The sequence below is a fragment of the Phaeobacter sp. G2 genome (assembly GCA_025163595.1).
Classification (GTDB): domain Bacteria; phylum Pseudomonadota; class Alphaproteobacteria; order Rhodobacterales; family Rhodobacteraceae; genus Pseudophaeobacter.
The window spans coordinates 56,419-83,327 of the sequence record CP104103.1; the positions used below are offsets into that span (position 1 = coordinate 56,419).

At 60.2% G+C, this 26,909-nt stretch carries 16 protein-coding genes and 1 pseudogene; 10 read left to right on the forward strand and 7 right to left on the reverse strand.

Going from position 1 to position 26,909, the window contains the following annotated elements; all coding sequences use genetic code 11:
• Genes N1037_21620 through N1037_21630 form a run of 3 tightly spaced genes read left to right on the forward strand, consistent with a single transcriptional unit; the run spans position 1 to position 2,659 of the window.
• The gene (locus N1037_21620; GenBank protein UWS81817.1) at positions 1-534 is read left to right on the forward strand and encodes a hypothetical protein; all 534 of its coding nucleotides are present in this window, start codon (positions 1-3) and stop codon (positions 532-534) included.
• Positions 531-1,496 carry a glycosyltransferase family 2 protein gene (locus tag N1037_21625; protein UWS81818.1) on the forward strand — a complete coding sequence of 322 codons (966 nt, stop codon included), beginning with the start codon at positions 531-533 and terminating at the stop codon, positions 1,494-1,496. The genes N1037_21620 and N1037_21625 overlap by 4 nt, the downstream gene beginning before the upstream one ends.
• Positions 1,493-2,659, forward strand: a complete 1,167-nt coding sequence (locus N1037_21630) for a glycosyltransferase (GenBank protein ID UWS81819.1) — start codon at positions 1,493-1,495, stop codon at positions 2,657-2,659. The genes N1037_21625 and N1037_21630 overlap by 4 nt, the downstream gene beginning before the upstream one ends.
• A 55-nt stretch (positions 2,660-2,714) precedes the next feature.
• Here the strand turns inward: N1037_21630 and N1037_21635 are convergent, their stop codons facing one another.
• Positions 2,715-3,683, reverse strand: coding sequence for a hypothetical protein (locus N1037_21635; GenBank protein UWS81820.1), 969 nt, complete (start codon positions 3,681-3,683; stop codon positions 2,715-2,717).
• 229 nt (positions 3,684-3,912) lie between these two features.
• Here N1037_21635 and gmd point away from each other — a divergent pair, with 229 nt between their 5' ends.
• The 3 genes from gmd to N1037_21650 are packed head-to-tail and all read left to right on the forward strand — an operon-like array spanning position 3,913 to position 7,146.
• On the forward strand, positions 3,913-5,031 hold the full coding sequence (gene gmd, locus N1037_21640; protein ID UWS81821.1) for a GDP-mannose 4,6-dehydratase: 1,119 nt from the start codon (positions 3,913-3,915) through the stop codon (positions 5,029-5,031).
• Between the two features lie 4 nt (positions 5,032-5,035).
• Positions 5,036-5,983 (forward strand): GDP-L-fucose synthase, encoded by a 948-nt coding sequence (locus N1037_21645; GenBank protein ID UWS81822.1) that lies wholly within the window; start codon positions 5,036-5,038, stop codon positions 5,981-5,983.
• Positions 5,980-7,146, forward strand: coding sequence for a DegT/DnrJ/EryC1/StrS family aminotransferase (locus N1037_21650; GenBank protein UWS81823.1), 1,167 nt, complete (start codon positions 5,980-5,982; stop codon positions 7,144-7,146). Before N1037_21645 ends, N1037_21650 begins: the two co-directional genes overlap by 4 nt.
• Here the strand turns inward: N1037_21650 and N1037_21655 are convergent.
• Entirely contained in the window at positions 7,143-8,327 is a 1,185-nt protein-coding gene (locus N1037_21655; protein UWS81824.1) for a DUF2793 domain-containing protein, read from the reverse strand. The genes N1037_21650 and N1037_21655 overlap by 4 nt on opposite strands.
• 384 nt (positions 8,328-8,711) lie before the next feature.
• On the opposite strand from N1037_21655, the gene N1037_21660 reads away from it, so the two are divergent.
• Both N1037_21660 and N1037_21665 read left to right on the forward strand, forming a co-directional pair.
• Positions 8,712-10,760 carry a hypothetical protein gene (locus N1037_21660; protein ID UWS81825.1) on the forward strand — a complete coding sequence of 683 codons (2,049 nt, stop codon included), beginning with the start codon at positions 8,712-8,714 and terminating at the stop codon, positions 10,758-10,760.
• A complete protein-coding gene (locus N1037_21665) occupies positions 10,730-11,002 on the forward strand; it encodes a hypothetical protein (protein ID UWS81741.1) in 273 nt (90 codons plus the stop codon). The genes N1037_21660 and N1037_21665 overlap by 31 nt, the downstream gene beginning before the upstream one ends.
• Before the next feature lie 128 nt (positions 11,003-11,130).
• On the opposite strand, the gene N1037_21670 is transcribed toward N1037_21665, so the two are convergent.
• The 3 genes and pseudogenes from N1037_21670 to N1037_21680 form a co-directional block, all read right to left on the reverse strand.
• Complete coding sequence (locus tag N1037_21670; protein UWS81826.1) at positions 11,131-11,457, reverse strand: hypothetical protein; 327 nt, start codon at positions 11,455-11,457, stop codon at positions 11,131-11,133.
• A gap of 18 nt (positions 11,458-11,475) precedes the next feature.
• Positions 11,476-12,486 (reverse strand): annotated as a pseudogene (locus tag N1037_21675) (calcium-binding protein).
• A 968-nt stretch (positions 12,487-13,454) separates the two neighbouring features.
• Positions 13,455-15,680 (reverse strand): M10 family metallopeptidase C-terminal domain-containing protein, encoded by a 2,226-nt coding sequence (locus tag N1037_21680; protein UWS81742.1) that lies wholly within the window; start codon positions 15,678-15,680, stop codon positions 13,455-13,457.
• A 1,279-nt stretch (positions 15,681-16,959) separates the two neighbouring features.
• On the opposite strand from N1037_21680, the gene N1037_21685 reads away from it, so the two are divergent.
• Positions 16,960-19,665, forward strand: a complete 2,706-nt coding sequence (locus tag N1037_21685; protein UWS81743.1) for a HAMP domain-containing methyl-accepting chemotaxis protein — start codon at positions 16,960-16,962, stop codon at positions 19,663-19,665.
• A gap of 85 nt (positions 19,666-19,750) precedes the next feature.
• Here the strand turns inward: N1037_21685 and N1037_21690 are convergent, their stop codons facing one another.
• Entirely contained in the window at positions 19,751-20,329 is a 579-nt protein-coding gene (locus tag N1037_21690; GenBank protein ID UWS81744.1) for a hypothetical protein, read from the reverse strand.
• Between the two features lie 28 nt (positions 20,330-20,357).
• Entirely contained in the window at positions 20,358-20,651 is a 294-nt protein-coding gene (locus N1037_21695; protein ID UWS81745.1) for a hypothetical protein, read from the reverse strand.
• A gap of 566 nt (positions 20,652-21,217) precedes the next feature.
• Between N1037_21695 and N1037_21700 the strand changes: the two genes are divergently transcribed.
• On the forward strand, positions 21,218-26,902 hold the full coding sequence (locus tag N1037_21700; GenBank protein ID UWS81746.1) for a hypothetical protein: 5,685 nt from the start codon (positions 21,218-21,220) through the stop codon (positions 26,900-26,902).
• Positions 26,903-26,909 lie beyond the last annotated feature (7 nt).

Here is a 26,909-nt window from a genome sequence, read left to right on the forward strand (position 1 = left end):
ATGGAACATAATGTCGATTTCGGAGCCGAGGCTCAGGCAAACCACGCCCTTGCGGTTTTGCGCGCGTTGGACTTAGACTGCCAGCCCACAGTTGGAGAGCGGTTTGCGCCGGGTGTGTTTCTGTCCATGGATCCCGAAAGCGATACCAAGGCCTCTCTTACCAGCACCCCTGGTGAGCTGTTGAATCTTGAGATGACAACCGGGCATCCAGGACGCTGGTTGTCGCTCAATATCGAGCTTGGGGAATGTGATCTGTCGCAGCGTGATGTGATGGGGTTTATGTGCAAGACCCGCGCCAATGAGACCATCACCTTTCGGGCCTGTCTGCGCAGTGGCCAGGATGAGGGTTTCCAGGATGCCTTTTTTGGCAAACGGGTGATTTCCTACGGGGCCGCTAGCACCCATGCGGATCTGATCAAACTAGCAGAGCGGGACGATATCCCAGCGCAGGCCCCCTGGCGTGAGTTGGTGCTCTTCTTCCCACCGGATCTGCGGCAGGTGACGTTGACTGATCTTTCGCTTTTTGGAGTATGACCCTTTCGGTTGTTATCCCGGTTCGTAATGACCCCACAGGGTTGACGCGACTGCTGAAGCAGCTGTTGCAGCTGCAGATCGCGGAACGGATCCTGGTCTGCGATGATGCGAGTGATCCGCCCTGTCGCCCGACCGACCTGGGGTTTGATGAGGCTGCGGCAGGGATCTGCTATCTGCGCAGCTCAGATCACCGTGGTGCTGGTCATGCCCGAAACATGGGCATAGCGGCGTTGGATACGGATCATGTGTTGTTTTTTGATTCTGATGACCTCCTGTGCGATGCTGTGGTTGACCTGCTGCGCGATCTTGAAGGCAAGGCCTTTGATTTCTGCCTGTTTCGCCATATCGACAGCCGCCAGCGCAGCCGTGGAACGCTTGGCCCGATGGATTCGGATCAGCAGCTTTGGCAGTCAGCCGGGCTGCAGGCTGTGACGCCGCAACAGATCAGCGCGGATCAGGTGGAGCAGATGGCAATGATTGCCGCCTACCCCTGGAACAAGATCTATCGCAGCGGCTTTCTGCAGGAGCACAATATCCGCTGCACCGAGATCATGGTGCACAATGATCTCGAACTGCATTGGACCAGCTTCCTCAAGGCCAAGCACATCTATGCCTCAGCAGCACTGTGTTGCGAGCATTTTGTCGCGCCGGAGGGGGGGCGGTTGACCAACCGTAGGGACCGAGAGCGGTTGGAGGTGTTTCAGGCCCTTTCAGCTCTGCATCAGGTCCTGCGAGAGACGGCGCAGGCCCCGCGCTTTGTGCTGCCAATGACCACATTTTATCTGCGCCTGTTTGATTGGGTCCAACTGACGCTTGAAGAGCACTACCATGCCGAGTTTCAGCACCGGATCGCGGCGTTCCTGTTGGCCAACCATGACCTGGCAACCATGACGCTCATTGCTGACCGCGCCCCAGATCTGGCGCATCGGATCAATGGGCATATCCGGCGGGGGTGGTCGTGAGATTTTCCTTCATCGTCACCTCCTGGAACATTGAGGACTATATTGCCCCCTGCCTGGACAGCCTGGCCCCCTGTCTTGAACCAGGGGATGAGCTGATCGTAGTCGATGACGGCTCGGATGATCGGAGCTGCGAAGAAATCACCGCCTGCCTGCGCCAACTAGAGGGACGGGGGGTCAGCCTATGCCCGGTCTTTCTGGGGGCCAATACGCAGGGGGGGGTTGGGATTGCCGGCAATGTGGGCCTCAATGAGGCCACAGGCGAGGCGGTGTTTTTTGTCGATGGGGATGACTGGGTCGATGCGGCAGGGTTTGGCGCTGCCCGGCGGCGCTTTGAAAGGCAGCCCTGTGATATATTGATTGCCAATTATAGGGTCTATGATGCGGTCCAGGACCGTTTTTTGAAACCTCCAGACCATACTTTGTGGTCTGGCGCGAGGGCGCGCATGACGCTGCAGGAGCGCCGCCATCTCGCACTGCAGATGGTTGGGGTGCCCTGGCGCAAGATCTATCGGCGGGGGTTTCTGGAGCAGCAAAAGATCCGTTTCCCCGAGGGGGATTTCTTTTACGAAGATAACCCGTTTCACTGGCAGACCTGTTTGAAAGCGGCGGAGATCGCCTTTCTGGATGTTCCCCTGTGCAGCCACCGGATTGGGCGTCCGGGGCAAACGATGGCGGCTACCGGGGCAGAGCTGGCGGTGTTCTTTGACCACTATGAACGGATTGTGGCGCAGTTGCCGGATCCGCAATATCGCCCGGATGCACTGCGCTGGCTGCTGGAGAACATGGCCTGGCATATGGAGCGGCTCAGCGCTGAGAGCCAGTGGACCTATGCGATGCGGGCGGAAGACACTCTGAAATCCATTGCCGAAGCAGATTGGCAAGCTCTACGTCATGATGTGGTGGCCCAGCGGGCCTTGGGGATTGCGCGCGCCTTGGCGCAGGGGCAATTGGCCGAGGTTATTGCCATCTGGCAACACCAGCGGGTGCAGCGCCAGCTTCAGGGTTTTGAGGAGCGGCTTGCGCAGATCGAACTGGCGCAAGATCAGGGGCGCGGGCAATTGGATCAGCTGGTGAGATGGAGCGAAGGACAGCGCGCGTTGCAGGAATTCCAGGCCCTGCAAACCCTTGCATCGCAGGGCGAGGACAAGAGTTTCACATCCTGAAGCAAGGCCAGAGCGCCGCTGAGGTGTCATTGCAGCGCAACCTCCGCAGCGGGGCCTAGCCTGAGGCTGGGGTCCAGATCTCGACGCGGTCCAATTTGGCGATGGCGTCGAGATCCAGTTGATAGACCAGATCAAGATCGTGCGACTGGCGGGAAGTCCAGGGGGTATAGGCGGTATTTTGGGCGCTTCTGGGATGCCTTTTAAGACATTGGGCCAGATCCGCTGGGCTGACCTTTCCCGTTTCTTGATGCAGATGATGCAGGGCTGTGACAGCAGCATGGGAAAACCCTTCGCGCCGCGCCGCTTTGTTGGGGGTCTTGTGTGGATCTTTGTTTTGTCCAATCCGCGGAGGGGGCAGACCCGCGATCCAGGCCAGGAGGGCGGTCTCTTGGCCGCGCAGGTCTTCGGCGCGATAGATCCGCAGCCGTGACTGTGGAAAAGCTGCCCGCAAGCGGTCGATGACAGCGTACCAGGAGAGGGCAGTCAGCGGCAGGGAGTTGAAACTACTGAAGGGTCGAAAGGGCATCGATTTTAGCACCTCGCAATAAAGCGAGGGCAGATATTGGGCAAAACCGCGGATGCCGAGCACGATATCGGGCGCCTCCAGATCCAGCGTTGTGGCTACGTGAAGGGCGCGTTCTGCACCTTCGGGATACAGGCCACTTGGGTGGAGGGCATCCTGGACCAGCGAGAGGATGTTTTCGTCAAAGAGCAGATAACGTGCCATGGTCTCCTCCGCATGTCTTGGCAGCGGTGCGACAGGCGTTTTCTGTGCTGTGGCTGAAGGATATAGCAAGGGGCGGGTGTAGAGGCTGCGAAAGGCCTGCATGCCAATGTAAAGATACTGCGCGTCGGCCAGGGCCTGGGTCGAGTCCGCCAGCAGCTCCTGCAGATAGGTGGTGCCGGTCTTATGCGCCCCAAGCCACAGAATATCGCGCCGCGGCAGGTTTTGCCGGGGGGAGGGGGCGGATCGGCTGGGAGAGGCGCTGGAAAGAGAGTTAGGCATCGGTTTTTGGGAAGTCATGCTGCGCCTGTGTCAGGGTTTTGAAATTCAACAGTTTTTCCGTTTTTTGAGAGCTCTTCGACAGCCCGCAGAAAGATAACCTAACAGGGGAGGCCTGTTGTCAAAAGCCATTTGATGAATGGTATCCCCTGCGGTCCTGATTTAACATGGGATGCCGCGTATTTTGATGTGCTAACCCATCGAGGTGATCCATACGGGAAACGCTGATTTTGTTTGGTAAGGATGATACATGAAAAAAGCTCTGATTACCGGTGTGACCGGCCAGGACGGGTCCTATCTGGCGGAGTTCCTGCTGGAGAAGGGCTATGAGGTACATGGCATCAAACGTCGTGCCTCGTCGTTTAATACCCAGCGGGTGGATCACATCTATGAAGATCCCCATACCGACAATGCCCGCTTCAAGCTGCATTACGGCGATCTGACCGACAGTTCGAACCTGACGCGGATCCTGTCGGAGGTGCAGCCCGATGAGGTCTACAACCTTGGCGCTCAGTCCCATGTGGCGGTCTCGTTTGAGAGCCCGGAATATACCGCCGATGTGGATGCCATGGGCACATTGCGCCTGCTCGAGGCGATCCGCTTTTTGAAGCTGGAAGGCAAGACCCGGTTTTATCAGGCCTCCACCTCGGAACTCTATGGTCTGGTGCAGGAGACGCCGCAGACCGAGACCACGCCGTTTCACCCGCGCAGCCCCTATGCGGTGGCCAAGATGTATGCCTACTGGATTGCGGTGAACTACCGCGAGGCCTATGGCATGTATGCCTGCAACGGCATCCTGTTCAACCACGAGAGCCCCCGGCGCGGCGAGACATTTGTCACCCGCAAGATCACCCGCGGCTTGGCCAATATCGCCCAGGGGCTGGAGCCCTGCCTGTATATGGGCAATATCGACGCGCTGCGCGACTGGGGCCATGCCAAGGACTATGTGCGGATGCAGTGGATGATGCTGCAGCAAGACGCGCCCGAGGATTTTGTCATCGCCACCGGTGTGCAGTATTCGGTGCGCCAGTTTATCGAATGGTCAGCGGCGGAACTGGGGATCACCCTGGCGTTCAGCGGCACCGGCCTGGATGAGATCGCCACCGTGGCGGCGATCACCGGCGACAAGGCTCCGGCGCTGCGGGTTGGCGATGTGGTGCTGCGCATTGATCCGCGCTACTTCCGCCCCGCCGAGGTGGAAACCCTGCTGGGCGATCCTGCCAAGGCCAAGGCCAAACTGGGCTGGGTGCCAGAAATCACCGTGCAGGAAATGTGTGCCGAAATGGCGGCTCATGATCTAAAGGCGGCGCAGCGCGCAAGGGTGCTGAAGGATCACGGCTACAGTGAACCCGTCGCGCGGGAGGATTGATCCCATGAGCGCAGAACAGGGCCGCAAGGCAACCATGCTCTTGACCGGCGGTGGTGGCCTGGTGGGGCGCAATATCCAAGAACACGCCCGGGCGGCCGACTGGACCATTCTGGCGCCGCGCAGCGCCGAGCTGGATCTGACCGATGCCGCAGCGGTGGACGCCTATCTTGCCAAACACCAGCCCGATCTGGTGGTGCATGCGGCCGGCCGGGTGGGGGGCATCCAGGCCAATATGGCCAATCCGGTGGCCTTCCTGGATGAAAACACCGCCATGGGGCGCAATATCATCATGGGCGCTTACCGGGCCGGGGTGCGCGGGTTTCTCAACCTGGCCTCGACCTGTATCTACCCCCGCGCCGCCGAAAACCCCCTGCGCGAAGACATGGTGCTGACCGGCCCGCTGGAACCCACCAATGAGGGCTATGCCCTGGCCAAGATCATGGCGCTGCGCCTGTGCGACTATATCCGCCGCGAGGATGCGGGCGCCCAGTACAAAACCCTGATCCCCTGTAATCTTTACGGGGCGCATGACACATTTGACCCCAAACAGTCGCATCTGCTGCCGGCCATCATCCACAAGGTGCATCAGGCGCAGAAAACGGGCGAGACCAGCGTCGAGATCTGGGGCGATGGCACGGCCCGGCGCGAGTTCATGTTTGCCGCGGATCTGGCCGATGCGGTGCTGCGCGCCGCCGCCGATATGGACAGCTTGCCGGGCAGCATGAACATCGGTCTGGGCCAGGATCATAGCATCAATGACTATTACGCCACCGTGGCCGAGGTGATTGGCTGGACCGGTGATTTCAGCCATGATCTGAGCAAGCCGGTGGGGATGAAGCAGAAACTCTGCGATCCCGCGCGCCAGCAGGACTGGGGCTGGCAGGCCCCGACCCCGCTGCGCGACGGCATTGCACAGACCTATCGTCACTATTTGGAAAGCGGATACGCATGAGCCCCATTTACCCCCTCGCCACGTCTTCCTGGGATCAGGCGGAACAGGATGCGCTGCAGCGCGTCATCGACAGCGACATGTATTCCATGGGCCCCGAGGTGCGCGCCTTTGAGGAAGAATTTGCCGCGCATTTTGGCAGCAAACATGCGGTGATGGTCAATTCCGGCTCCTCGGCCAATCTGCTGATGCTGGCGGCGCTGCGCTATACCAAAAATGACGATCTGCGGCTGATGCCCGGCGATGAGATCATCGTCCCCGCCGTCAGTTGGTCCACCACCTACTATCCGCTGCAGCAGTACGGCCTGCGGCTGAAATTTGTCGATATCGACCGCGCCACCCTGAACTATGACCTGAACGCCCTGGAAGCGGCGATCAGCGATAAGACCCGCGCCTTGATGGTGGTGAACCTGCTGGGCAACCCCAATGATTTTGCGGTGCTGCAGGCGCTTTGTGCGCCGCGCGGCATCGTGATGATCGAGGACAATTGCGAATCCATGGGCGCCAGTTTTGACGGCAAACAGGCCGGCACTTTTGGGGTCATGGGGTCTTATTCGTCGTTCTTCTCGCACCATATCTCCACCATGGAAGGCGGCATGGTGACCTGCGACGACGAAGAGCTTTATCATGTGATGCTGTCCCTGCGCGCCCATGGCTGGACCCGCAACCTGCCAAAGTTCAACCATGTCACCGGCGAGAAATCTGAGGATCCCTTTGAGGAGAGCTTTCGCTTTGTGCTGCCGGGCTACAATCTGCGCCCGCTGGAGATGTCCGGCGCGCTGGGGCGCGAACAGCTGAAGAAACTGCCGGATCTTATCAAAGGGCGGCGCGCCAATGGCGCCTTGGTGCAGGCGCAGCTGGGCAACCACGCCAAATTTGCCATCCAGCAGGAAATTGGCTGTTCCAGCTGGTTTGGTTTCTCATTGGTCATTCGCGAAGGCTGCGGGCTTGCCCGCGCCGATCTGGTGAAACAGCTCCTGGCCAAGGGCTTTGAGTGCCGCCCCATCGTGGCGGGCAATTTTGCCAAGAACCAGGTGATGCAGTATTTCGACTATGAGATCCACGGCAGCCTGACCAATGCCGATTACATCGACGCCAATGGGCTGTTTGTGGGCAACCACCACTATCCCATCCCCGAGGCCGTTGCGGCCCTGGCCGAGATCTAGCGCAGCAGCCATTCCTCGACCTGCTGCGACACCTGCCGCATGCGCTGCCAGCGGGCGGCGCAGGGCTGACCCCGGCGCAGGCGCAGTTTGCCCATCAGCCCCACCAGCGCCCACTCCGGGCGGCTGCTGCGGCGCTGATAGGGGCGGGTGGGGTCATAGCTGGGGTCTTCCTGGCGCTGGCCCGCCGCGTCCAGCAGCAGGGCGCCAAAGCCATCGCGTTGCCAGCGTCCTTTCCAGCCGCCCATATCATCATCGCCAATCAGCGCCGGGGCGGCGCTGATCACGCCGATGGGCTCTTCTCCGGCCTGGGCGGGGCGGATGCACGCCCCCTGCAGCACCACGGCCAGCCCGCGCCGATCTTCGCCTTCCGGGTTGCCATCGCCCCATTCAAACCATTCCGCATAGTCAGCGCCGCCCCCCGACCAGGCGCCGTCACAGGCGCCATTGCCATCTGACCCCAGCCGAAAGGCCGGGCCACTGCCATCGCCGGCCAGCAGATAATCCGCGCCGCTGCCGACAATCTCCACATGGGCCGAGGGGCTGGCCGTGCCAAAGCCGGCATTGCCGCTGGCGGTTAGCGCCAGGGCGGTGGCCCAGCTGCTGCCATCGCTGGAGAGCTTGACGCTGAGGTCGTCATTGCCCAACAGGCCGATCTCGGCGCGGCCGGACCAGTTGGATTGAAACAGCGCCGCGGCGGTTTCGGCCGGGGCAGATTTATTCAGCTTCATCTGATGGCCGGCGCCTGCATGGCTGAATAGGCTGGCCTCAGCGGCCACCGCCAGCCGGTTGCTGCTATCGGCGCTGGTATTGACCCCCACCTGGGCCAGGTTCTGGGTCTCGGCGCTGAATTGCTGCCAGGTGCTGCCCTGCCAGATCCGCAGCTCAGCGACATCAACCCCCCAGGCGCGCCAGCCGATTTGCGGTGCGATGAACAACCAGCCTTCGCCCTGCCAGATTGCCAGCTGTGCGGCCTGTCCGGCCCAGGCCCCGGTGGGCAGCGCCCCCAGGGCATAGGCATCGCCTGGGCTGGGGCTGAGCGGCGGGGTTTCAGCATCAAAGGCGCTGACCCGCAGCTGCACCAGCGCGTCCAGCAACTGCAGGGCCTCATTATGGGTCACATGTTTTTGCGCCTGCGCGGCCAGCAGATAGGGCAGGGCGAGGATGGGCGAGGTCTCGGACATGGGGTTTGGGCTCCTGTGGGGCTGCGGGAGAGGGGGGAGAGGGGCTGGAAAGGCGGCAAAGCTACGCGTCAGCATCGGCTTGGCGGATCAAAGCCGCGCTAAGGGCGCGTCCGCCGGGGCGGCAACAGCCCCTCGCAAACCTGTCAGATCCGGGCAGATCCGGGAAAATCCGGGGGACAGCGGCGGAAACAAAGCGCCCATTTGGCCGCGATCGTTGCCCAAATGAACAAAGAGTGACGGAATTTCCCCCGCAGGACCCGGCCTTAGGGATTGTCTTCAATCTGTAAACAATCTCCGCCGTTCTGCCCCATTCTGATCCCGATCCCTGCCGCGACCGCATGGGAGCTTGGCCTGGGTTCTCCAGACAGGCCGGGAGTGTGGGACATGGAATTTAAGTTTCAGCAGCGTTTTCAGACAGGCAGTGATCGCTTTGATGCGGATCTGCGCGATCTTGCGGTGGTGCAGACCGCAAGCGGCAGCTGGCTCTATGCCAGCAATGGGATGAATGGCGGGCTGAGCCTTTATCGTCTGGATGGCAGCGCTGCGGCACCGCAGCTGGTGCAGCGCTACTGGCATGAAAACGCCAGCCTTGGCACCGGCGGGATCACCTGTGGCGAGATCGGCGGCGAGATGCGCCTGCTGTCGCAGCTCAGCAGCTCGGGGGCCTTGTTGTCATATGAGATCGGCAGCAATGGAAACCTGGCCCGGCAGCAGCAACAGGGGCTGGAGAGTGGATCTGCTGGTGGGCTGGAGGCGCTGGTAACGGTGCCGGTAGAGGCGGGCCAGAATGGGGGGCACAGCCTGGTCTATGGCATCAATGCCGCAGGCGAGCTCAAGGGCTGGCAGCTGGATGCATCGGGACAAAGCCTGGGCGCGGTGGCCAGTAGCGGTGCCTCCGCCGCCTATCACCTGCCCGGACACAGCGCGCTGGAGATCAGCGCCGATGGTGATCTGTTGTTTGCGCTGGATGCCATGGGGCATGGGGTGCGCAGCTATCGGATCACCACCCAGACCGGGGCGCTGCAGGCGGCGGATAGCTTTGGCATGGCAGAAGGCCTGCCGGTGTCGGCCCCCAGCGCGCTGCACAGCTTTCAGGCCTATGGCGCCAGCTGGCTGCTGCTGGCCGCCTCCGGGACTGGATCGCTCAGCCTGTTGCGGGTGGCGGCGGATGGCAGTCTCGACCTCAGGGATCAGCTCAATGATACGCTGGCCACGCGGTTTGGCGGCGCTGCGGTGCTGGAGGTGGTGCAGGTCGGCGACCATGTGCTGGTGCTGGCGGCTGGGGCGGATGATGGCATCAGCCTGCTGCGGCTGCTGCCTTCGGGGCAGCTGTTGCATGTGACCAGCCTGGCCCATGCCCAGGGGTTGGGGCTGGAAAATGTCACCGCGCTGGAAACGGCCGTGCTGGGCGACCAGTTGGAGATCTATGTCACCTCCGACACCGCGGGCGGTATTTCCCGGTTTAGTCTCGATTTTTCGACCCTTGGGGTGGTGCGCAGTCTTGATCAGGGCACGCTCTGGGGCAGCGCCGGGGATGATCTGTTGCAGGGGGAAACGGGCCAGCCGGGGGCGGCAACGGGGGCGGTGACCCTGAATGGTGGCGCTGGCGATGATATTCTGGTGGCCAGTGGCGCTGGCAGCCGGCTGAGCGGCGGTGCCGGGGCTGATTGCTTTGTGGTGGGCCCGACAGCGGGGGTGGTGACGGTGACAGATTTCCGTCCCGGCACCGATCAGCTGGACCTGTCGCTGTTCTCTGGCCTGTACAGCCCGGCGCAGTTGCAGGTCGAAAGCCTCTCCGGGGGGATGCGCCTGACCTTTGGCGACAGCCAGATCGTGATCCTGCGGGCCGGCGGCGGGGGGCTGAGCCTGACGGATCTCTGGCCCGATGGGCGCTTTGCGACGCCGGACCGTCTGACCCAGGGCGACTGGATCGAGGATGGCATCACCTATGGCGGCGGGGGCGATGATCGCTTGCAGGGCCAGGCGGGAACGGACCGGATCCAGGGTTTGGGCGGGGATGACAGCATTCAGGGGCAGGGCGGTGGTGACCAGATTTGGGGCGGCGATGGGGCGGATCGCCTGAAAGGGCAAAAGGGCGCTGATCACATCTGGGGCGAGGCCGGTGCCGATAGGCTCTGGGGCGGTGGCAAGGCGGATCATCTGCAGGGGGGCACTGGCGATGACACCCTACGCGGTGGCGCTGGCAGGGACCGGCTCGAGGGGGAGGCCGGGGCGGATTTGTTGAAGGGGCAAAAGGGGGCGGACCGGATGACCGGAGGCACCGGTGCTGACACAGTGTTTGGTGGCGTTGGTAAGGACCGGATCTGGGGCGGGGAGGGCAACGATCGACTGATCGGCGACAGCGGTCGGGATCGGCTTTATGGGGGGCGGGCGAGGATCTCTTGCTGGCGGGCAGGGGGCGCGATGATCTGAGTGGCGGGGGCGGTGCCGATGTCTTTGTCTTTGGACGGAATCATGGTCAGGACCGGGTCCTGGATTTCACGCTCGGAGAAGATCTGATCGACCTGAGTGGCGTGTCGGGGCGCGGGTTTGACTATGACGATCTACAGATCCGTCGCAGTGGCACATCCACTGTGATTGAGACCGGAGCCGGCGAGATCACCCTGGAGGGGCTGCGCCCTGGCGAGATCACGGCGGATGATTTCCTGTTTTGACGACAAAATACCAGGGCTGATTCCGGGGCTGATTTATGTACCTGGCGGCAGCCCATATAAAACCCGGCCTTCCTGGAGAAGGCCGGGTTCAAAGACGCGTCATGAAAGATTTCTGTCTGAGGATGCCCCTAGAACAGGAAATCATCCGCGTTGAGGTTGTCCATATCCCGGTTCACCAGGGTGAGGGTATTGCCGGCGTCATCGCTGATCACTGCGTTGTTGCCGCTCTGCGTGGCATGGTTGTTGATCAGATCGTTGAAGTCATTGATTCCAAAGGCATTGCGCAGATCGATCTCATCGGTGCCGCCAAAGCCGACAACCCGGTCATCGCCTGAGGAGAAGACAAAGACATCAGCGCCGCGGTTGCCCAGCAGCACATCATTGCCGTTGCCGCCATCCAGGGTGTCGCGACCACCGCCGCCGACCAGACGGTCGTTGCCCTCGTTGCCCTGCAACAGGTCATTGCTGCCCTGACCTTTCAGGGTGTCATTGCCGTTGCCGCCATCCAGGGTGTCGCGACCAGAGCCGCCGTCCAGAAGGTCGCGGCCATCGTCGCCCTGCAACAGGTCATTGCCGCCCTGACCTTTCAGGGTGTCATTGCCGCCGCGCCCTTCCAGGCGGTTGTCCTGGCGGTTGCCAGTCAGGATGTCATTGCCCTCGCGGGAGCCGCGCACATGTTCGATGTTGCTGATATGATGGGTAAAGCTTTCGCCACTCCAGGTGCCGGTGGCCTCGCCGCTGCCCAGATTGACATTCACCGCATCGACCTCGCTCCGGTCATAGCGCAGCAGGTCAAAGCCGCCCTTGCCATTCAGGGTATCATCGCCTGCCATCAGGATGAAGCTCTCATCCCGGCCTGACCCGGTGACCTTGTCATCAAACATGCCGGTGCGGATCTCATTGACATTGCCGTCGCCGGTGATGCGGTCACTGCCGCCCTGGCCATCGTCATTGACGCGGCCGCGGCCCAGATGTGCCACCACGCCATCTTCGGCATTACGGTAATCCAGGCGCAGATAACCCTGGCTTTCACCAATGACAAACCTGTCATTGCCGCCCTGACCGCGCAGCTGTGCCCAGCCGCCATCGGTGACGGTGAAGCGGAAGATATCGTCGCGGGAGGTGCCATAGATCCCCAGGCCATCCGCCATCATCGGGTTTTGCACATCCACCAGGGTGGTGGTACCACGCCCGGATTTGCCGATGGTGCCGGTATTGGCATTGCCATCAATCTCGACCACGATGCGACGGTTCAGATCACTATGCCCAAGGCTGACAAACCCATGATCGATTCCTGACATGATGACACGGTCATTGCCGGTCCCGGCCTGCACATAGTCATCCCAGGTATTGTCACCGGTCACCAGGCGGTCATTGCCATTGCCGCCCAACAGGGTGTCATTGCCATCGCCACCAATCAGCGTGTCATTGCCACGCCCACCTTCGAGAAAGTCGTCGCCGTCGGTGCCGATGAAACGGTCATTCTGGGCCACATCGGCAAAGACACTGCTGAGCGGAATATCCTGGTTTGGTCCGGCGGCACCGGTGGCGGGGCCAACGGCGACAATGCTGGCTTCAAAAGCGTTCCATTGCGCGGCGGTCTGGAGGTTCGGGATCGGATCGCCGCCCAGAATAAACAGGGCATCGGCATCCACGTTGGAATATCCGGGCACATCGGCATCTTCAAAGAACAGCTGCAGCACCACAGTGGTGCGCTGGATGCCGCCGTCGTTCCAGGTCACCTGAAAAATAGATTCGCTTTGTGAATCAAGAGGATCACCATCAATCCGGGCCTGCCCGCCGGTGATCTGAATATCAGAAATCGGGGTATCCGCATCTGGATTTGGATCCACTGTATTGGTGTAGCGGAGGGTGGTTGTGCTGTCGGGCACTGCAACAGAGAAATTGATGTCTTGTAGAATGCCTTGAACTGGATAATTTCCGGTTTGGCCGCGCAGGACGGCAATGCCAGTCAGGGTATAGGTGGTCATAATGTCTGTCCCTAAATAGTCGAACTTTGTACATCTGTCTGTTTTGTGAATCAGAGAGGCTCAGTGTTGGTGGCCCTAAGTTAAGCGGATTTTTATTTAGAATGCAAAACAACACTCCCGGTTTTAGCGACCGGGATTGTTGTTTTGGCGTTAGTCTCAACCCCTAAGCTTTGGACCCATTAGTCTTACGTGTGCAGTTTGACAGGTTTTTTCGCTGGTTAGGAGCATATTCGCAGAAATAGTGGTTCTATTTCAATTAGATGTGACGCGTCCAGCGGGAAAACCTGTCAAACCCGAAGGGCGGCGATATCACTTCATTTCAATGTCTCGGATCGCTTGCAAATAGAACCACTATTGGCTGCGCACCCCAAGCCCCTGAAATCTCGTGAAATAGCCGCTGAGCATGTAAGATTAATGGGTCCAGAGCTTAGAGGCGCCGAGATCTCTTGGTGTTGAAGTTATCAGAACAGGAAATCATCCGCAGCAATATCATCAATGGTGAGATCCGTGAGGCGCATGCTGTTGCCCGCGTCATCGGTGATCACCAGGCCACGGCTGCCCAGGCTGGCGTGATTGGCGACCAGATCGGCAAAATCAGTGATGCCACTTGCACTGCGCAGGTCCAGCAGATCCCCCTCGCCAAAGCCAAAGGCCCGGTCATTGCCTCCGGAGAAGACGAAGGTGTCATCGCCACGGCCGCCATAGAGCCGGTCATTGCCATTGCCACCGTTCAGCTGGTCGCGGCCATTATTGCCAAAAAGCCGGTCATTGCCATTACCGCCATTCAGGCGATCATGATGGGTGCCGCCCAGCAGCCGGTCATTGCCATTGCCACCAAAAAGCCTGTCATTGCCACCATCGCCTTCCAGCCTGTCGCGCCCGCCATTGCCATAGAGCCGGTCGCGGCCACCATTGCCGTCCAGCAGGTTGGCGCCGTTGTTGCCGATCAGCCGATCGCGGCCAGAGCCGCCCCAGGCATCTTCGACATAGTTGATCACCTGGCCAGACTCGTCACGCACCGTAGCAGCGATGGCAATATTGTTATCAATCTCGCCAATCGAGGAGAAATTCCCGTTGCGCAGGTCGATCCGACTGCCGGTGCTGAGATCCGAGGCATCAATCAGGTCGTGACCGCCGGCATCCCAGATGGTCAGGATCACATCACGGTAGACACCGTCTTCGCCAAGCACCTGCATCCCAAGATCATTGGCCTCATTGGTGGCATATTGGTATTCCAGCTCGGGGCCATCGATGGCATCGGGGGCTGGATTGCCATCGCCAAAATAGACCGTATCTGTGGCCCGGGTGGTGGTATTGGCGCCATAAAGCTCTTGCAGGGCCTGGATGTCCCAGAGCATCGGCGTCAGGGAGAAGGCCTGATCAATCAGGGCTTCGCCGTCCTCTGCCGGGTGGGGCACATAGGACATTACCGTATACTGGCTGTTGGTATCCGGATCACCGGGGCTTTCATTGGGGTGGCGCAGCCCCAGGGCATGGCCCATCTCGTGCAGATAGGTGTTCCAGCTGGTATGGCCAAAGATCGGGCCGCCACTGTCGCCGACACCCGGCACAAATTGGCTGTCGTTGCTGCGGTTGATCCACATGTCACCGGCCCGCGACGGGCGGTCACCCAGATGATTGGGGTTGGGAAAATCGGAGACAAAGCCATAGAGGTGGGCGCTGTCGAATTCGGTACTGCCAAAAGCGATATCGCCCACTACGGCGCCCTCGCGAACTTCAAAGACCCAGAGCCCTTCGACGCCGGTATTGCCGGTGATGTTTTCCAGATTGGTGATTTCGCTTTCGATACCGGACTGGGGCAGCTCAAAGAAATCGGCGCCATTGCCGGCAGAAAAACCAGCGCGGGCCGGCACACCACCCAGCCCGGTTCCGTCCAGGGTGTCGCCGCTGTTGGAGGCATCGCCATTGGACCAGTTGATGTCCTCATAGCGGAAGACGATGTCAAAATCGCCGCCGCCGCGATCAAACAGCTGCATCTGGAACGAGTTGCTGGGCTCTGCATTGTGGCTATAAAAACCGACGTTTTCCCAGGTGATGGTGACCACATCGGCCTCGGCATCAACATCGACATAGATCGGCTCACCGGCACGGGTGTCCACATCGGCCCAGAAGGCGGCGATTAGCGGGATCGTGCCTGCCGAAATGCCGGAGGGCGTGTATTGGCTCAGCCCCGAGCCAAAGGTGATATTGCCATTGGTGTTCACAAAGATCTGGCTGGCGTCATACTCAGCGCCAAAGAAATTCAGCCCCTCTTCAAAGACGGCAGACATATCAACCAGGCTGTAGCCATCATCATTGACCGGCTGGGCGGTGCCGCCGGCCTCGACCAGGGTGCCATTGCCGGTGACCGGGTCACCAGTGCCTCCATCGGTGCCGCCACGGGCAATGGTGCCGGGTTGCAGATTGACATTGGCCACCTCGTTCCAGGCCTCGATGGCCTGCGAAGTCATGGCGCGCTGTTCAACGGTCATGGAGAAATCATTGCCAAAGGGGATATTCGCACTGCCAGCATTCCAGGCATCATTGGTGCCATCGCCATCGGTATCCACTTCCCGGTAATAATTGGGCAGATCCGTGCCCAGGAAGGAATAGGTAATGGTACCGCTGCCATCGTGCCAGCCTTCGGTACCGCTGACCAAGAGAGATCTATAGTCGTTAAAAGCCATGAGAATAATCCTTTGTCTTATTGATGAAGGGGCCCAGCCTGTGATCCTGGTAGTGTTGGGACCAGGGCATTGCCGATGCAGCACTGGAAATAGAGATCGCTTTCAAATTGGCTGAGGGCGTCTTTGGCCTGGCGCCGCGGCAGGGGGTCTCCGACCGCACATTGGGCAAAGAGTGGCCGCACCTGCGCCATGGCGGTGGCAGAGTCCCTGCAAGAAACTTTGGCCATGCAGACCACCGCGCCGCGGTCCTGCAGAATCTGACAGCCATCAGGTTTGCGACCTGCAGCCTGAGCTGAGGCAGTCAGCATCAGCCCTAAAGTCAAAACTCCAAAAAGCATGTGAGTGCTTGGAATCATGTTATCCCCCTGGGGGCCTTAAAGGTGAGGAACAGCTCCTTCATCGACCCCAAGAGAATTATATCACCTAAATATTCAAAATTTAAGTTGTTTCAGCTGCGCCAAATCGTGGCACCGGGCCAGTGCTGCGTGAACCCCAGATCCTCTCCGCTCCGAGAAGGGAAAGGAGTAAGCCGAATAAGTATGTCCCTTGGCGAGGTCGTTTCAGCGCGTAAAGCGGCAGAGTTGCTGCACAAATCCAGCGGTATTTGAAAGACGGTTTTCTGTTTGGAAAACACCATAGCAGGCGCTGGCAGATCACCGCTTTGGATTCCCCGGTTGATGCAGCTACGCTGAAGAAAGACGACTTTGACTATATAGACCCGGAGACACTTGTGAGCCCAGGAGACAAAAAATCTTAATGGTTACGTTCAAGGATTCAGCGCTCTATCAACCGGATTAAATAACATAATCAACATTATTGGGTTGCTCTATGTAGCCACGGCACATTCTAAACTGGGTTGCGAAATTCCCCCTATCTTGCTGGACCTGACGCGTCGGCAGATTTTCAGGCTTTTGAAGCGCTCCCAAACCGAAGGCGCATCGGCGATCCGACATCAATCCGCAAGGCTTATCAACCCTGCGACATTTGAGGTCTCCGGGTCGCTAAGCCTTGCCACTGGCGCGCCCGCGGTGACATCTCTGAAGGGCGTTTACAATCGGTGAAGGCGCGCGCCGCAAGTCCGCTAAAGTTTTCTGCGTTATTTTTATCTGCTGATCATGCTTCTTTTACCCTCTTATGACCTCTTTTGGGAACCGATCAGGTTTTTCAGGCGCGCCGTGTCCACAGATGCTGGATCCGGCCTCTATGATGTTTGATCGGGATGTATCGGCTCCACTGAGCTTTGGGGCTGCTGAAAATTAGGTGAAGGCGCGGGTACAGCATGACAGTCACAGGTGCGGAAAAGAAACCAGCGACAACCAAACGTAGAAGACTGCCCTTCTCCAGTATTGGTGCCAAGATCACCCTGATCCTGCTGGCGCTGGGGGCGGCTACGGCGGTTGGAGGCGTTCTGGTCTCTATGGTTTTTGGCGAGGTTGGCAGCCAGATGCAGCAGCTGTCGGGGGACAAGCTGCCGCATCTTGAGATGAGCCGGAAGCTGGGCGAATCCGCCAGCAAAAGCAAAAATGCCATGACCCGGGTCTTGCTGTCGACAAATGAGGCTGAGCTGGCGGTTGCCGAACAGGCGGTGCTGCAGGCGGCGGAAGCGCTGAGCGCCAGCATTGCGGCCCTGCCGGGGGATGAACAGGAAGGCTTCAAGGTTGAGGCAGCGGAGGCGGCTGAAACTCTAAAAAGCCTGGTGGATGCCCGTCGAAGCGCCTTTCAAAATCAGGAGCGGATTGAAACCCAGACCGCTGAATTGCAGGGCTATAGCGAGGCGCTGCAAAGTGAACTTCTGGTGGTGGCCGACGCGGCCTATCAAAATCTGATGGCGGGGGGCAACGCAACCATCACCCAGGTGGATGGGGTGCTGAGCGATCTGGTGGAGAAACAGTTTGGCGGCTTGCAGACCCTGCTGGAGGCGCGCGGCGACATCAACCTGTTGTCAGGGGCGGCGCTGGCTCTGGGCCATGTGCGTGATGTCAAAACCCGCAAAACCCTGGAGGCCATGGCCACCGAGGCGCTTACCCATCTGGAGCCGGTTCTGGATCGGCTGGAAGAGATTGGTCTGGATGCCTTTGGCGCCAAACGGGTGCGCGAAGGGGTTGAGGTCTTCAGGACCACCCTGAATGCCAGCCGCAAGGAACAGAAAGAAAGCCGCAAAATTGTGATGAAGGCGCGCCAGAGCAGCTCGGCGCCGTTGTCGCGGGCGCTGGATAAGATGGTCTTTACCCTGTCGATTGCGGCCACCCAGGCCAGCGATAACAACAAGCAGGCGATCCAGGACCTATTGGACAATCAGGTGGGGGTTTTGCAGGAACTCTTGCGGGTAACCGGCGCGATCAGCAGCTTCCAGCTGGCGGCTCTGGACGTTGTTGCCGCCTCTGATATTGCCACTGCAGAAGCCACGATTGCGCCGATACAACAGGCTTCTGAGGTGCTGAACACGTTTATGGACTTCAACGATGGCAGTCTTGCCGCCGAGCTGGAGGGGATGATTGCCCTGGCCGACCCCACCCAGGGGCTGGCCGCCTTTAAGGTGGGCTCGCTCAAAGCCAATGAAGCCGCGGCTGCGGCTTCGGATCATACCGCCGAGGTGGTGTTGAGCATCGCCAATCATGCGGCCGAGCTGGGCGCTGTTAGCCAGGTTGAGATTGCCGAGATGGCCAGTGGCATCACCACCCGCATGGGGCGGGCGCAACAGCGCATGCAGATGTTGATGCTGGGATTTGCCGGGGTGCTGGTGCTGGCGCTGGTGCTGACCCGGGTGTTGATCACCCGGCCGCTGGCCAGGATCAGCAAGACCACCGAACAACTGGCCGAGGGCGATCTGAGCCCGGTGCGCGGGTTTGAGCGCGCCAGTGCCGAAATCTACCAGATTGCCTGCGCCCTGTCGGTGTTCCGGGACGGGCTGGTGGAAAAGGCCGAGAACGAAAAATCCGCAAAGGCAGAGCGTGACAAGCGCCGCGCCGATCAGACCGCAGCGGTGACCGCCATTGGCGAAGGCCTGGCGCAGCTGTCGCGCGGCGATCTGACCATTCGCATCCATGATGACATGAGCCCGGGCTACGCCAAGCTGCGCGATGATTTCAACGCCGCCCTCGAAGGCCTGGAAGTCTCTGTCAGCAGTCTCAGCAGGAGCGGCAAATCCATTGCCGGGGGCACCTCGGAAATCTCCGCCGCCTCGCGCGATCTGTCGGAGCGATCGGAACGCACTGCGCAGACGCTGGCCAGCACGGCGGCAGCGGTGAACCAGCTTTCGGTCTCAATCTCCCAGACGGCAACCGCATCCGGAGAGGCCTCGGCCTCGGTGGAGGTGGCGCGGCAGAATGCAGATGAAAGCCTGGATGTGGTGCAACAGACCGTTGCCGCCATGGACAATATCAAAACCAGCTCGGACAAGATTGCCAAGATCATTGGGATGATTGAAAACATTGCCAAACAGACCAACCTTCTGGCGCTGAATGCGGGGGTCGAGGCGGCGCGGGCCGGGGATGTTGGCAAGGGGTTTGCGGTGGTGGCCTCGGAGGTGCGCACCCTGGCGCATCGCTCCAAGGAAGCGGCCACAGAAATTTCCATCCTGGTGGCCGAAAGCGGCGAAAACGTCGAGCTGGGCGCCGATCTGGTGACGCGCACCGGCGAGGTGATCGGGGAGATTTCCACCTCTGTGACCAGTGCAGCGACCTTGATGCAGGATATTTCCCGGGCCTCATCGGAACAGTCCGGCAATCTGAAAGAGATCAATGCCTCGATGGGCAATCTGGACGATGCCACTGCCAAAAACGCTGCCCTGTTCGAGGAGGTGACTTCCTCCAGCGTTGGCCTGTCGCAGGAGGCGCAGGCGATGGATTCTGCGCTTGGCGGTTTTCGCACCGGCGGCGGCGTGGCACCGCAGGAGCTAGGCCAGACGTCAGGCCAGACATCGGGCCAAACGTCGGGCCAGGACAGCTGGGATCTCAGCGCAGAAGATCAGCGCCAGGCCAGCTGATGGGACCTGTTGATGGGTCTGTTGAGCAGGCCCGTTGATTGGATGACTTGAACCGGTCCTCGGCTAGGCCCTCGGCTGGAGGGTGTCAGTTGCCGGAGGCGCTGGAGTGGCGCAGGCCGCGAAAGATCAACATCAGTATCAGCATCAGGAAGAACAGGCCCAACATATCGCCGATCAGATAGGCAATGTAATCCCGTGGGGCGCTGCCAAAGGCGTAGTTGGTCAACACCGAGCTGATCATGGAAATCACCAGCCCAATCCCCATGATACAGGGCCAGCAGGGCCTGCGGTCCGGCGCCGGTCTGAGATCCTGCCCCAGCAGGCGCAGCAGAAAGAAACAGGTGGCAGGCACGGTGACGGCAACAGCCATGGCGCTCAGGCGGCTGGGCTCAAAGGCCCCCCAGCCGGCTGCATAGACAAAGCCCAAGACGACTCCGGGCAGCAATGCCACCACAGAGCGCGGCCCCAGCAGCCAGGCGGCCAGCACCCGCACCCCATGGGGGAGGAACAACAGGCTGGCACGATTGTCAAAAGCGGGAACCAGGATGTTTTGCAGCGGCATCAGCACCTCAAAGGTGGCAAAAAAGGCGCCGATATAGGCCAAAGACACAATGGCGGTCTCTTTCCCCAGGTTGAGACCTGCCACTGTTCTTGCTGGTGTCACTGCTGCCCTCGTGTATTGCTACCTTGGGTTATCTTGCTGGGACCTTAACAATATAATAACCACGAACAGAGTTTTTGCACTGTTCCAGGTACCCTTTGCCCTGCAGGGATTTCAGTGCCCGAAAAAAGGTCGGCCGTGAGACATTTTCAAGCAGAGCGTGTTCTTGCAACAGGGTGGTCTTGACGGCCCCGGCACTGGTGGTGTGATCGCTGGCCGCATAGTAGATATCGCGCTCAACAGTAGAAAGATCCTGCAGCCCCATGGATCGCTCCATGTCCAAAAGGAGTTTTCTCAATTCTGTCAGTTTGGAAATTTCGGACATATGGACTCTGAATAATAAGATCTCTGAAGGGCTGTGCCCAGGGGGGTAATGCTGCCCATTTTGTGCCGAGTGTCGCACAAAAGTAAACAAATTCCTGACGGGCCGTATCATATTGACACTTGAATGTGTTCGCTTAAACTTACCCACAGTCCGACAGCTGTGAATAACCGTGAGTGGTGGCGAGTCGAAAAGCTCTTTTTAGCACCTAAAATTTTGGTGGCGCGGGGCCTTTGGGCCCCGCGTCTGCATCTCCTCTATCTCCTCTGCCCCACCTTCGCAGCGCGCCACAGTCGGCCCCGGTTTGGGGCCGGGTTTGGAGCCTAGGCCAGCCGTCGTCCTGCGCGCGGTGCAGGACAGGCCAGCTGGCAGCACAGCTTGGCGTGGGGGGGAAAACAGACCTGGCGGGTAAAAAACTGGGCGGGTAAAAAACTGGGCGGGTAAAAAACTGGACCACATTGCCATCTGGGTGCATCCTGACCGGGGAGACAGCTGCCACCGTGGCTTGGAATGGTCTCTGGGTCCTCGGTTTAAGTATTATTATCAGTTAATTAGTTGGGGGAATGGCCGTGCCGCTAGATGTGGAAACCGTAAAAGAGCTGAAGCAGAAGATTAAACTGGCCCGCAACAAGGAGCTGAGTTTTGCACTGGCTCTGGGTAAAAAGCCGGAAGACTGCGCCTTGATTATGCACAAGGAGCGGGGCGGTGATAAGCTGTTGTTGCAGGTCAAGAAAATCGACGGCGTGCAGCCGCAGAAATCCTGTTTTGGCACCCTGACGGTGGATGGCCAGCTGGTGAAACTGGCCTGCCGCAGTGACCCGCCGGCTGGCTTGGTGAAAAACTTCCGAATCTTCTTTCGCAGCAATGGCATTCAGATGAAGCTGGCGGTTATGGCGCCGGGTGACACCGAGTTCCAGCAGGAGCCCGAGGAGACCGAAGCTGTACCACAGAGCCAGGCCCAGGCTGAACCTCAGGCTGAAGCTCTGGCTGAACCGGCCCCCGCTGTGCCGGCAGAGCCGGGCGGCACAGGGCAGGCAGAAGCGGCCGCAACACAGGAACTGGCGGCGCTCAAGGCACGACTGGCCCGTTGTCGCGATGCAATTGCGCCTCTGTCAGGACCGGTCCAGGCCAAGCTGGTCGAGGGGTTGAAACGGGCGGTGGGGCTCTTGTCGAAGGGGGAGAGCTCCAAGGTCGCGGCCTTGCTGACGCAGTTGGAAAAGGCCCTGGAGCAAGTGGCAAAAGCCCAGGCCGCCAAAGAGGAAGCAGCCAAAGATGAGACCGGACCTCAGGATCTCGGTGCTGAGGAGCATAGCGCCCCCGGAGAGACAGAGGCTGCGGAGCCAGAGACAGCCACAGAGGATCCCGCTGCCGGGCGCTGGCAACAGGCTTTTTCCAAGTTAGAGCCGCATGTGACGCGGGTTTTGGCCGAGACACATGGGGAGATCGCCAAGATTCAGGCGCTCTGGGACTATGGTAAGGGTAAGGCTGCGACAGGTGATTTTACCGCTGCGCTGAAATCGGTGGGCCCATTGTCAACGCTATTGGCTCAGGCGGCGGAGGCCGCAAAAGCGGCGCGCGCAGCTGACCTGCCCCCCCCAGATGAGGTCGCAACCGAGCCGGCGCCCACCGAGGTGCAGCCCCTTGCGCAGTCAGGCCCTAAGCCACCGGAACAGGTCGAGCAAAGGGCAAGCGGCCCTAAGAAAGAAAGTGAGACCCCTGATAAGCCGGATGTCGAAGACCCGGCCAAGAAACAGGCCCTGGCCAAAATTGAAACCGCGCGCGGCGAGATGACTCGGGTTCAGGGGCTGATTGCCTCATTCGGCGCCCCTGCCCCCGGCCCCTGGGCCACGGCGATGCAGCGCGCCGCCGCACTTTTGGGGATCGCGCCGGAGAAGAAGGTTGCAGAGCTGGAACAGGCCGCCGCTGATGCCACCAGGCTGATGGTGGCGCTGGAGCCGCAGGTGAAAGAACTCAGCGAGGACAAAAAGACCTGGGCGCAGACCTATCCGCTCTTTACCGCGCGGCTGGTGCCAATCAAGGCCCATGCGATGAAGAGCATCGATCCGGTCAAGACCAAGCTGGAGGCGATGGAGGCGGAGATCACTGCGGCACAGGCCGAGGCTGCCAAGTTCGACTTCAAGAAGGCTTCGGGCGGTATTGTCTCTTTTCTCAGCCGGGGCGATGCGCTGGAGGCCCAGGCCGATGATCTGGCCCATTATCGTCAAATCCAGGCTGATCGGCTGAGCCTGGTCACCCCGCGTCGCACCAAGGCGTCGACCCGGGCACCGATCCAGGCCAGTATCGACGAGCTGGGCGATACCTATGATGAGGGCGTTACCAAGGCTGGGGCCGAGGATTATGAGGCCGCGGTCCGGCTGATGAACAAGATCCCGGCCCTGGCCGATCAGGTGGATCTTTTGCTCAAGCGTGAGCGCAGCACAACCTGGCTGCTGGGCAAGGTGAACACTGCCCTGACCACGCTCAACGCCCTGCCCGCCAATGTAAAAGCGGTGCTGCAGGCAGGGATCGACCGCTGTCAGGCCGCCTATGACGCCTGTCAGCCGGGGGTGGAGCCGGATGTCATCAAGGCCGCCGAAAAACTGACTCTGGCGCGGCGCGAATGTAATGACCTGGAGGCGCGCGGCAAAAAGGCCAAGGGCTATGTTGATCAGCGCGCGGTCTTTGATGCCCGGTTGAATGATTTCAAGGCCCATGCCGGCAAGGCGGGCATTGACGATGTGATCGCCGGGATGGAGGCTGCCTCTGCCAGTGCCGCCTCGGATGCAATCCTGCGCAAATTCGACAGCGCCACCCGCATTCTGGCGGCAGATCAGGGCAATTGGCCCGCCCATAAGACCCGCGCGGATGACTATCTGGCCTATAAGACCAAACGCGACGCGCTAGAGGCACGTCTGGCTGCCCTGCGCAAACTGCCCGAGGCGGCAGCCGCCACGGCTGAGCTGGCGATCTGTGATGGCCATCTGCGTGCAGCGGGCACCCATGGGGCGACGCGCGATTACAAAAGCGCGCTGGACAGCGTCATCGTCGGCGATGCGGCGGCAGATGTGGCCAAAAACCTGATCGAGATGCGGGCTGAGCTGGCCAAGCTGAAAAAGGATGATGTGCTGGCGGCAGTGGACAAGGATGTGGTGGCTGCCTTTAAGACTTATGGTGATCTGGAAAAATATGTCGAAGGCAAGGACGGTGGCACATTTGCCAGTCTGCGCGCCGCCGCCGCCGCCGAGGCGCAAAAGGGACGCGACGCCTCCATGGGTGCTAGCCCGGACCTGGGCAAGGTGCGCGACCATCTGGCCGCCGCAATCAAGGCGCTGGAGAATGTGCTTAATCAGGTGGCTTGCAAAGGCAGCTTCACCAGTCTGAGAACCACGGTTGCCCCTATAGTAGAGACTGAATTACCCACAGCAAACACCGCCAATGACACTTGTCTGGCCACGGAGGTTCACGCCTTGACCCAGCTTTTGACAGCGGCGGATGATGCGGTCAAAGCGCCTGGGCTTGATTTCTCCACTGGCCTGGCAAAACTCAATGAAGCGCAACAGGCGGTGCCCGGTGCCCGCCAAAAACTGGCGCTCTATATCGAGTCCAAACCGCTCAAGACCCAGCTGGCGGATGCGGAACGCCGTCTGATCCGCAGTCGCGACAAATCGCTGACCTATACCAATCCGATTGCGGCCAAACAGAGCCTGCAGCTCGAACTGGACCGGATCACCGGTTATGGTACCAGCTTTGATACGGATTGGGCGGCGGGCAAATATCGCGCCAGCGTTGCCAAGCTGAAGGCGGATGTCAAACGGGCCAAGGCCTATGAGGCCACCCGCGCCGATCATGTGGAAACCATTCGCCGACGGCAGAAGTGGATTCTGGATCGCGAGGCGTTGATTGCGGGAGATCCGTTGCTGGCGGCTGAGCGCAAACAGGTGGATGAGGCCAAGGTGGCGATTGCCGGATTGTTGGAGCAGCGCGCCCATGCCCCGGCGCATAAGATTTCCGCCAGCACCTATCATGTCATCAAACGGGGGCAGGAGATGCTCACGGCCCGCACCGCCTATGAGCTCAAACGCGTCGCGGCTGAGGCCAAGGTGCAAGAGGCCGAAGCCGAACTCGCCAAGGTCACGGCCAAGGGAGAGCTTGCAGCTCAGGTGGCGGCCCTCCGCAGCCGCTATGCGGCCGGACATGCTGAAACAGCGGTGGACAAGCGCCGCTTTGACTTTGCCGAGGCCGAGATGGATGCGCTGACCACCACCGCGTGCCAGCCGGTGATTGATGCGGCCAAGGCGATGCAGCTGTTTGAAGACAGCTGCAAGGCGGTGGCCGTCAAAGTGCAGGAGGTCAAGGACCATACCCAGGCCAAATACATCGCGCCGCTGATTGCCCGGCTGGAGGGGAAATATGCCAATATGATGGAGCTGGCGGCTGCCGGTCATCTCAGCCAGGCCAAGGCGCTGCTGGCGGCGCTGCCGCAGGATTGTGCTGATGCGCTGGTGGCGGCACAGAACAACGCCGCCCTGGCCGGGATTGGCGATGATCTTGCAAGCATAGGGGGTGATGACACCGCCGCCATCACCGCCGCGATCGAGAAGCTGCGCGCGGTCTTTGATGCGCTGAAATGGGAAAGCGAGGCAGAATATGCCAAGACCCTTGAGACCGCAGAGCGTCAGGTCGACGCCATCGAAGAACAGCTGAAAACAGAGCCTAAAGCAGCAAAAACAGCCCTGCCGGAGGCACTCAAGGCCTGTGAGGCCTTGCAGGAGGAAATCAGCCATCACAAGCAGTTGGACGCGCTGGCGACGCGGGTCCTTTCCCGCATCACCGACAAGACGGCGCCCTTTGTCAAATATAGCATCATCCAAGAGGACGTGGATGGGCTCAAGGCCGAGGTCACCGCTGCCCTGAAGGGGGCGCAGGCAGGCGGCGATTTGACCACGGCGAGCGCCGCCATCGAGGCGGTGATGGACAAGCACCATGCTTTGATGCGCCTGGCAGCACGCCATGATCAGCTGATTAAGGATTGCGACGGGTTGGAAACCCAGCACCAGGCCTTGATGGGCAGTGAGTATCGCTATGCCATTCGCGAAGATCTGGAACAGCTCGACGGGGGGATTTCCCAGGCGCGCGAGGCGGCGGCCAAACGCGACCATGACGCAGCCGAGGCGCATCTGAAAACTGCGCAGGCCCGGGCGGTGGATGCCACGGCCAAGGACAAGATGGCGGGCAATGAGGCGCCGGAGCCTGAGAATATCAAAGCAATCCTGGAGCGCCCTGGTGGCGACAAACAGCTTGATGAGATGATTAAGGGGCTGGATGCCTCAGTTCAGCGCAAAGTCCTGCGGGTGGCTTTTGAGGCGAAATATGGCTGCAAGCTCAATATCTACACCGATGCCAGCGGCAAGCCCTCCGACCGCCATGCGGCGGGCAATATCCAGGCGGATGGCGCCAAGAAGGGGCCCAATATTCGCCGCCTATACGAGGTGATGTCCGTGCTGCCAGCCAAGGACACCCGCGACAATGACTCGATGAAAATCTTTGGCTACGAAGATGTAAAAACGCAGGAGGGGTCGGTTTATTCTGGGGGCGTCAAAGAGGTGGTGATGCGCGAGGGCAATGCCAATCTCAGCTCTGTCTATGGTTTTGGCCGCCCGCATGAGGTGGGTGAAGTGGATGACAATTGCAAACCGGCGGATCAGGAGCAGGTGGATTTCTTCTCCTGGAACACCCTGCACGAGGCGGGCCATGCGGTGGATGATCAGCGCAGCTTTATGACCGGGGTGGCAGGCAACGCTGCCTATGGCGGTTGGCAGGAGCACGGCAAGAATATCAAACCCGTGGCCGATGCCATTGCGGATCACTATGATTATGACACCAACTATGTGGCGCAATATATCAGCGGTATTGCTGATCCAGCCGAACCGGAATGCCCGGCGGATGTGGATCCGGAAACCTGGGCGCGGCGGCGCAGCAAATGCCGGGCGTATGTGGATATGGCGCGGGCGGGCAATGATCCCTGGCAAAGCGCCGCCATCGCCGCCAAGCTCAATATCGCCGGCCGGGTCTATCACGAGAGCTACAAGAGCGGCACCTGGAATAGCTATGCCTATGCCGCCCGCAAACAGGCCATTACCGGCTATCAGTTCCGCGCGCCGGGGGAGTGGTTCTCGGAGCTCTATGCCGCCTATCACAGCAAGAAATTGAAAGATCAGCACCCGGCCGTCGATTGGCTGAAGAAGCTGGTATAAGGGGGAC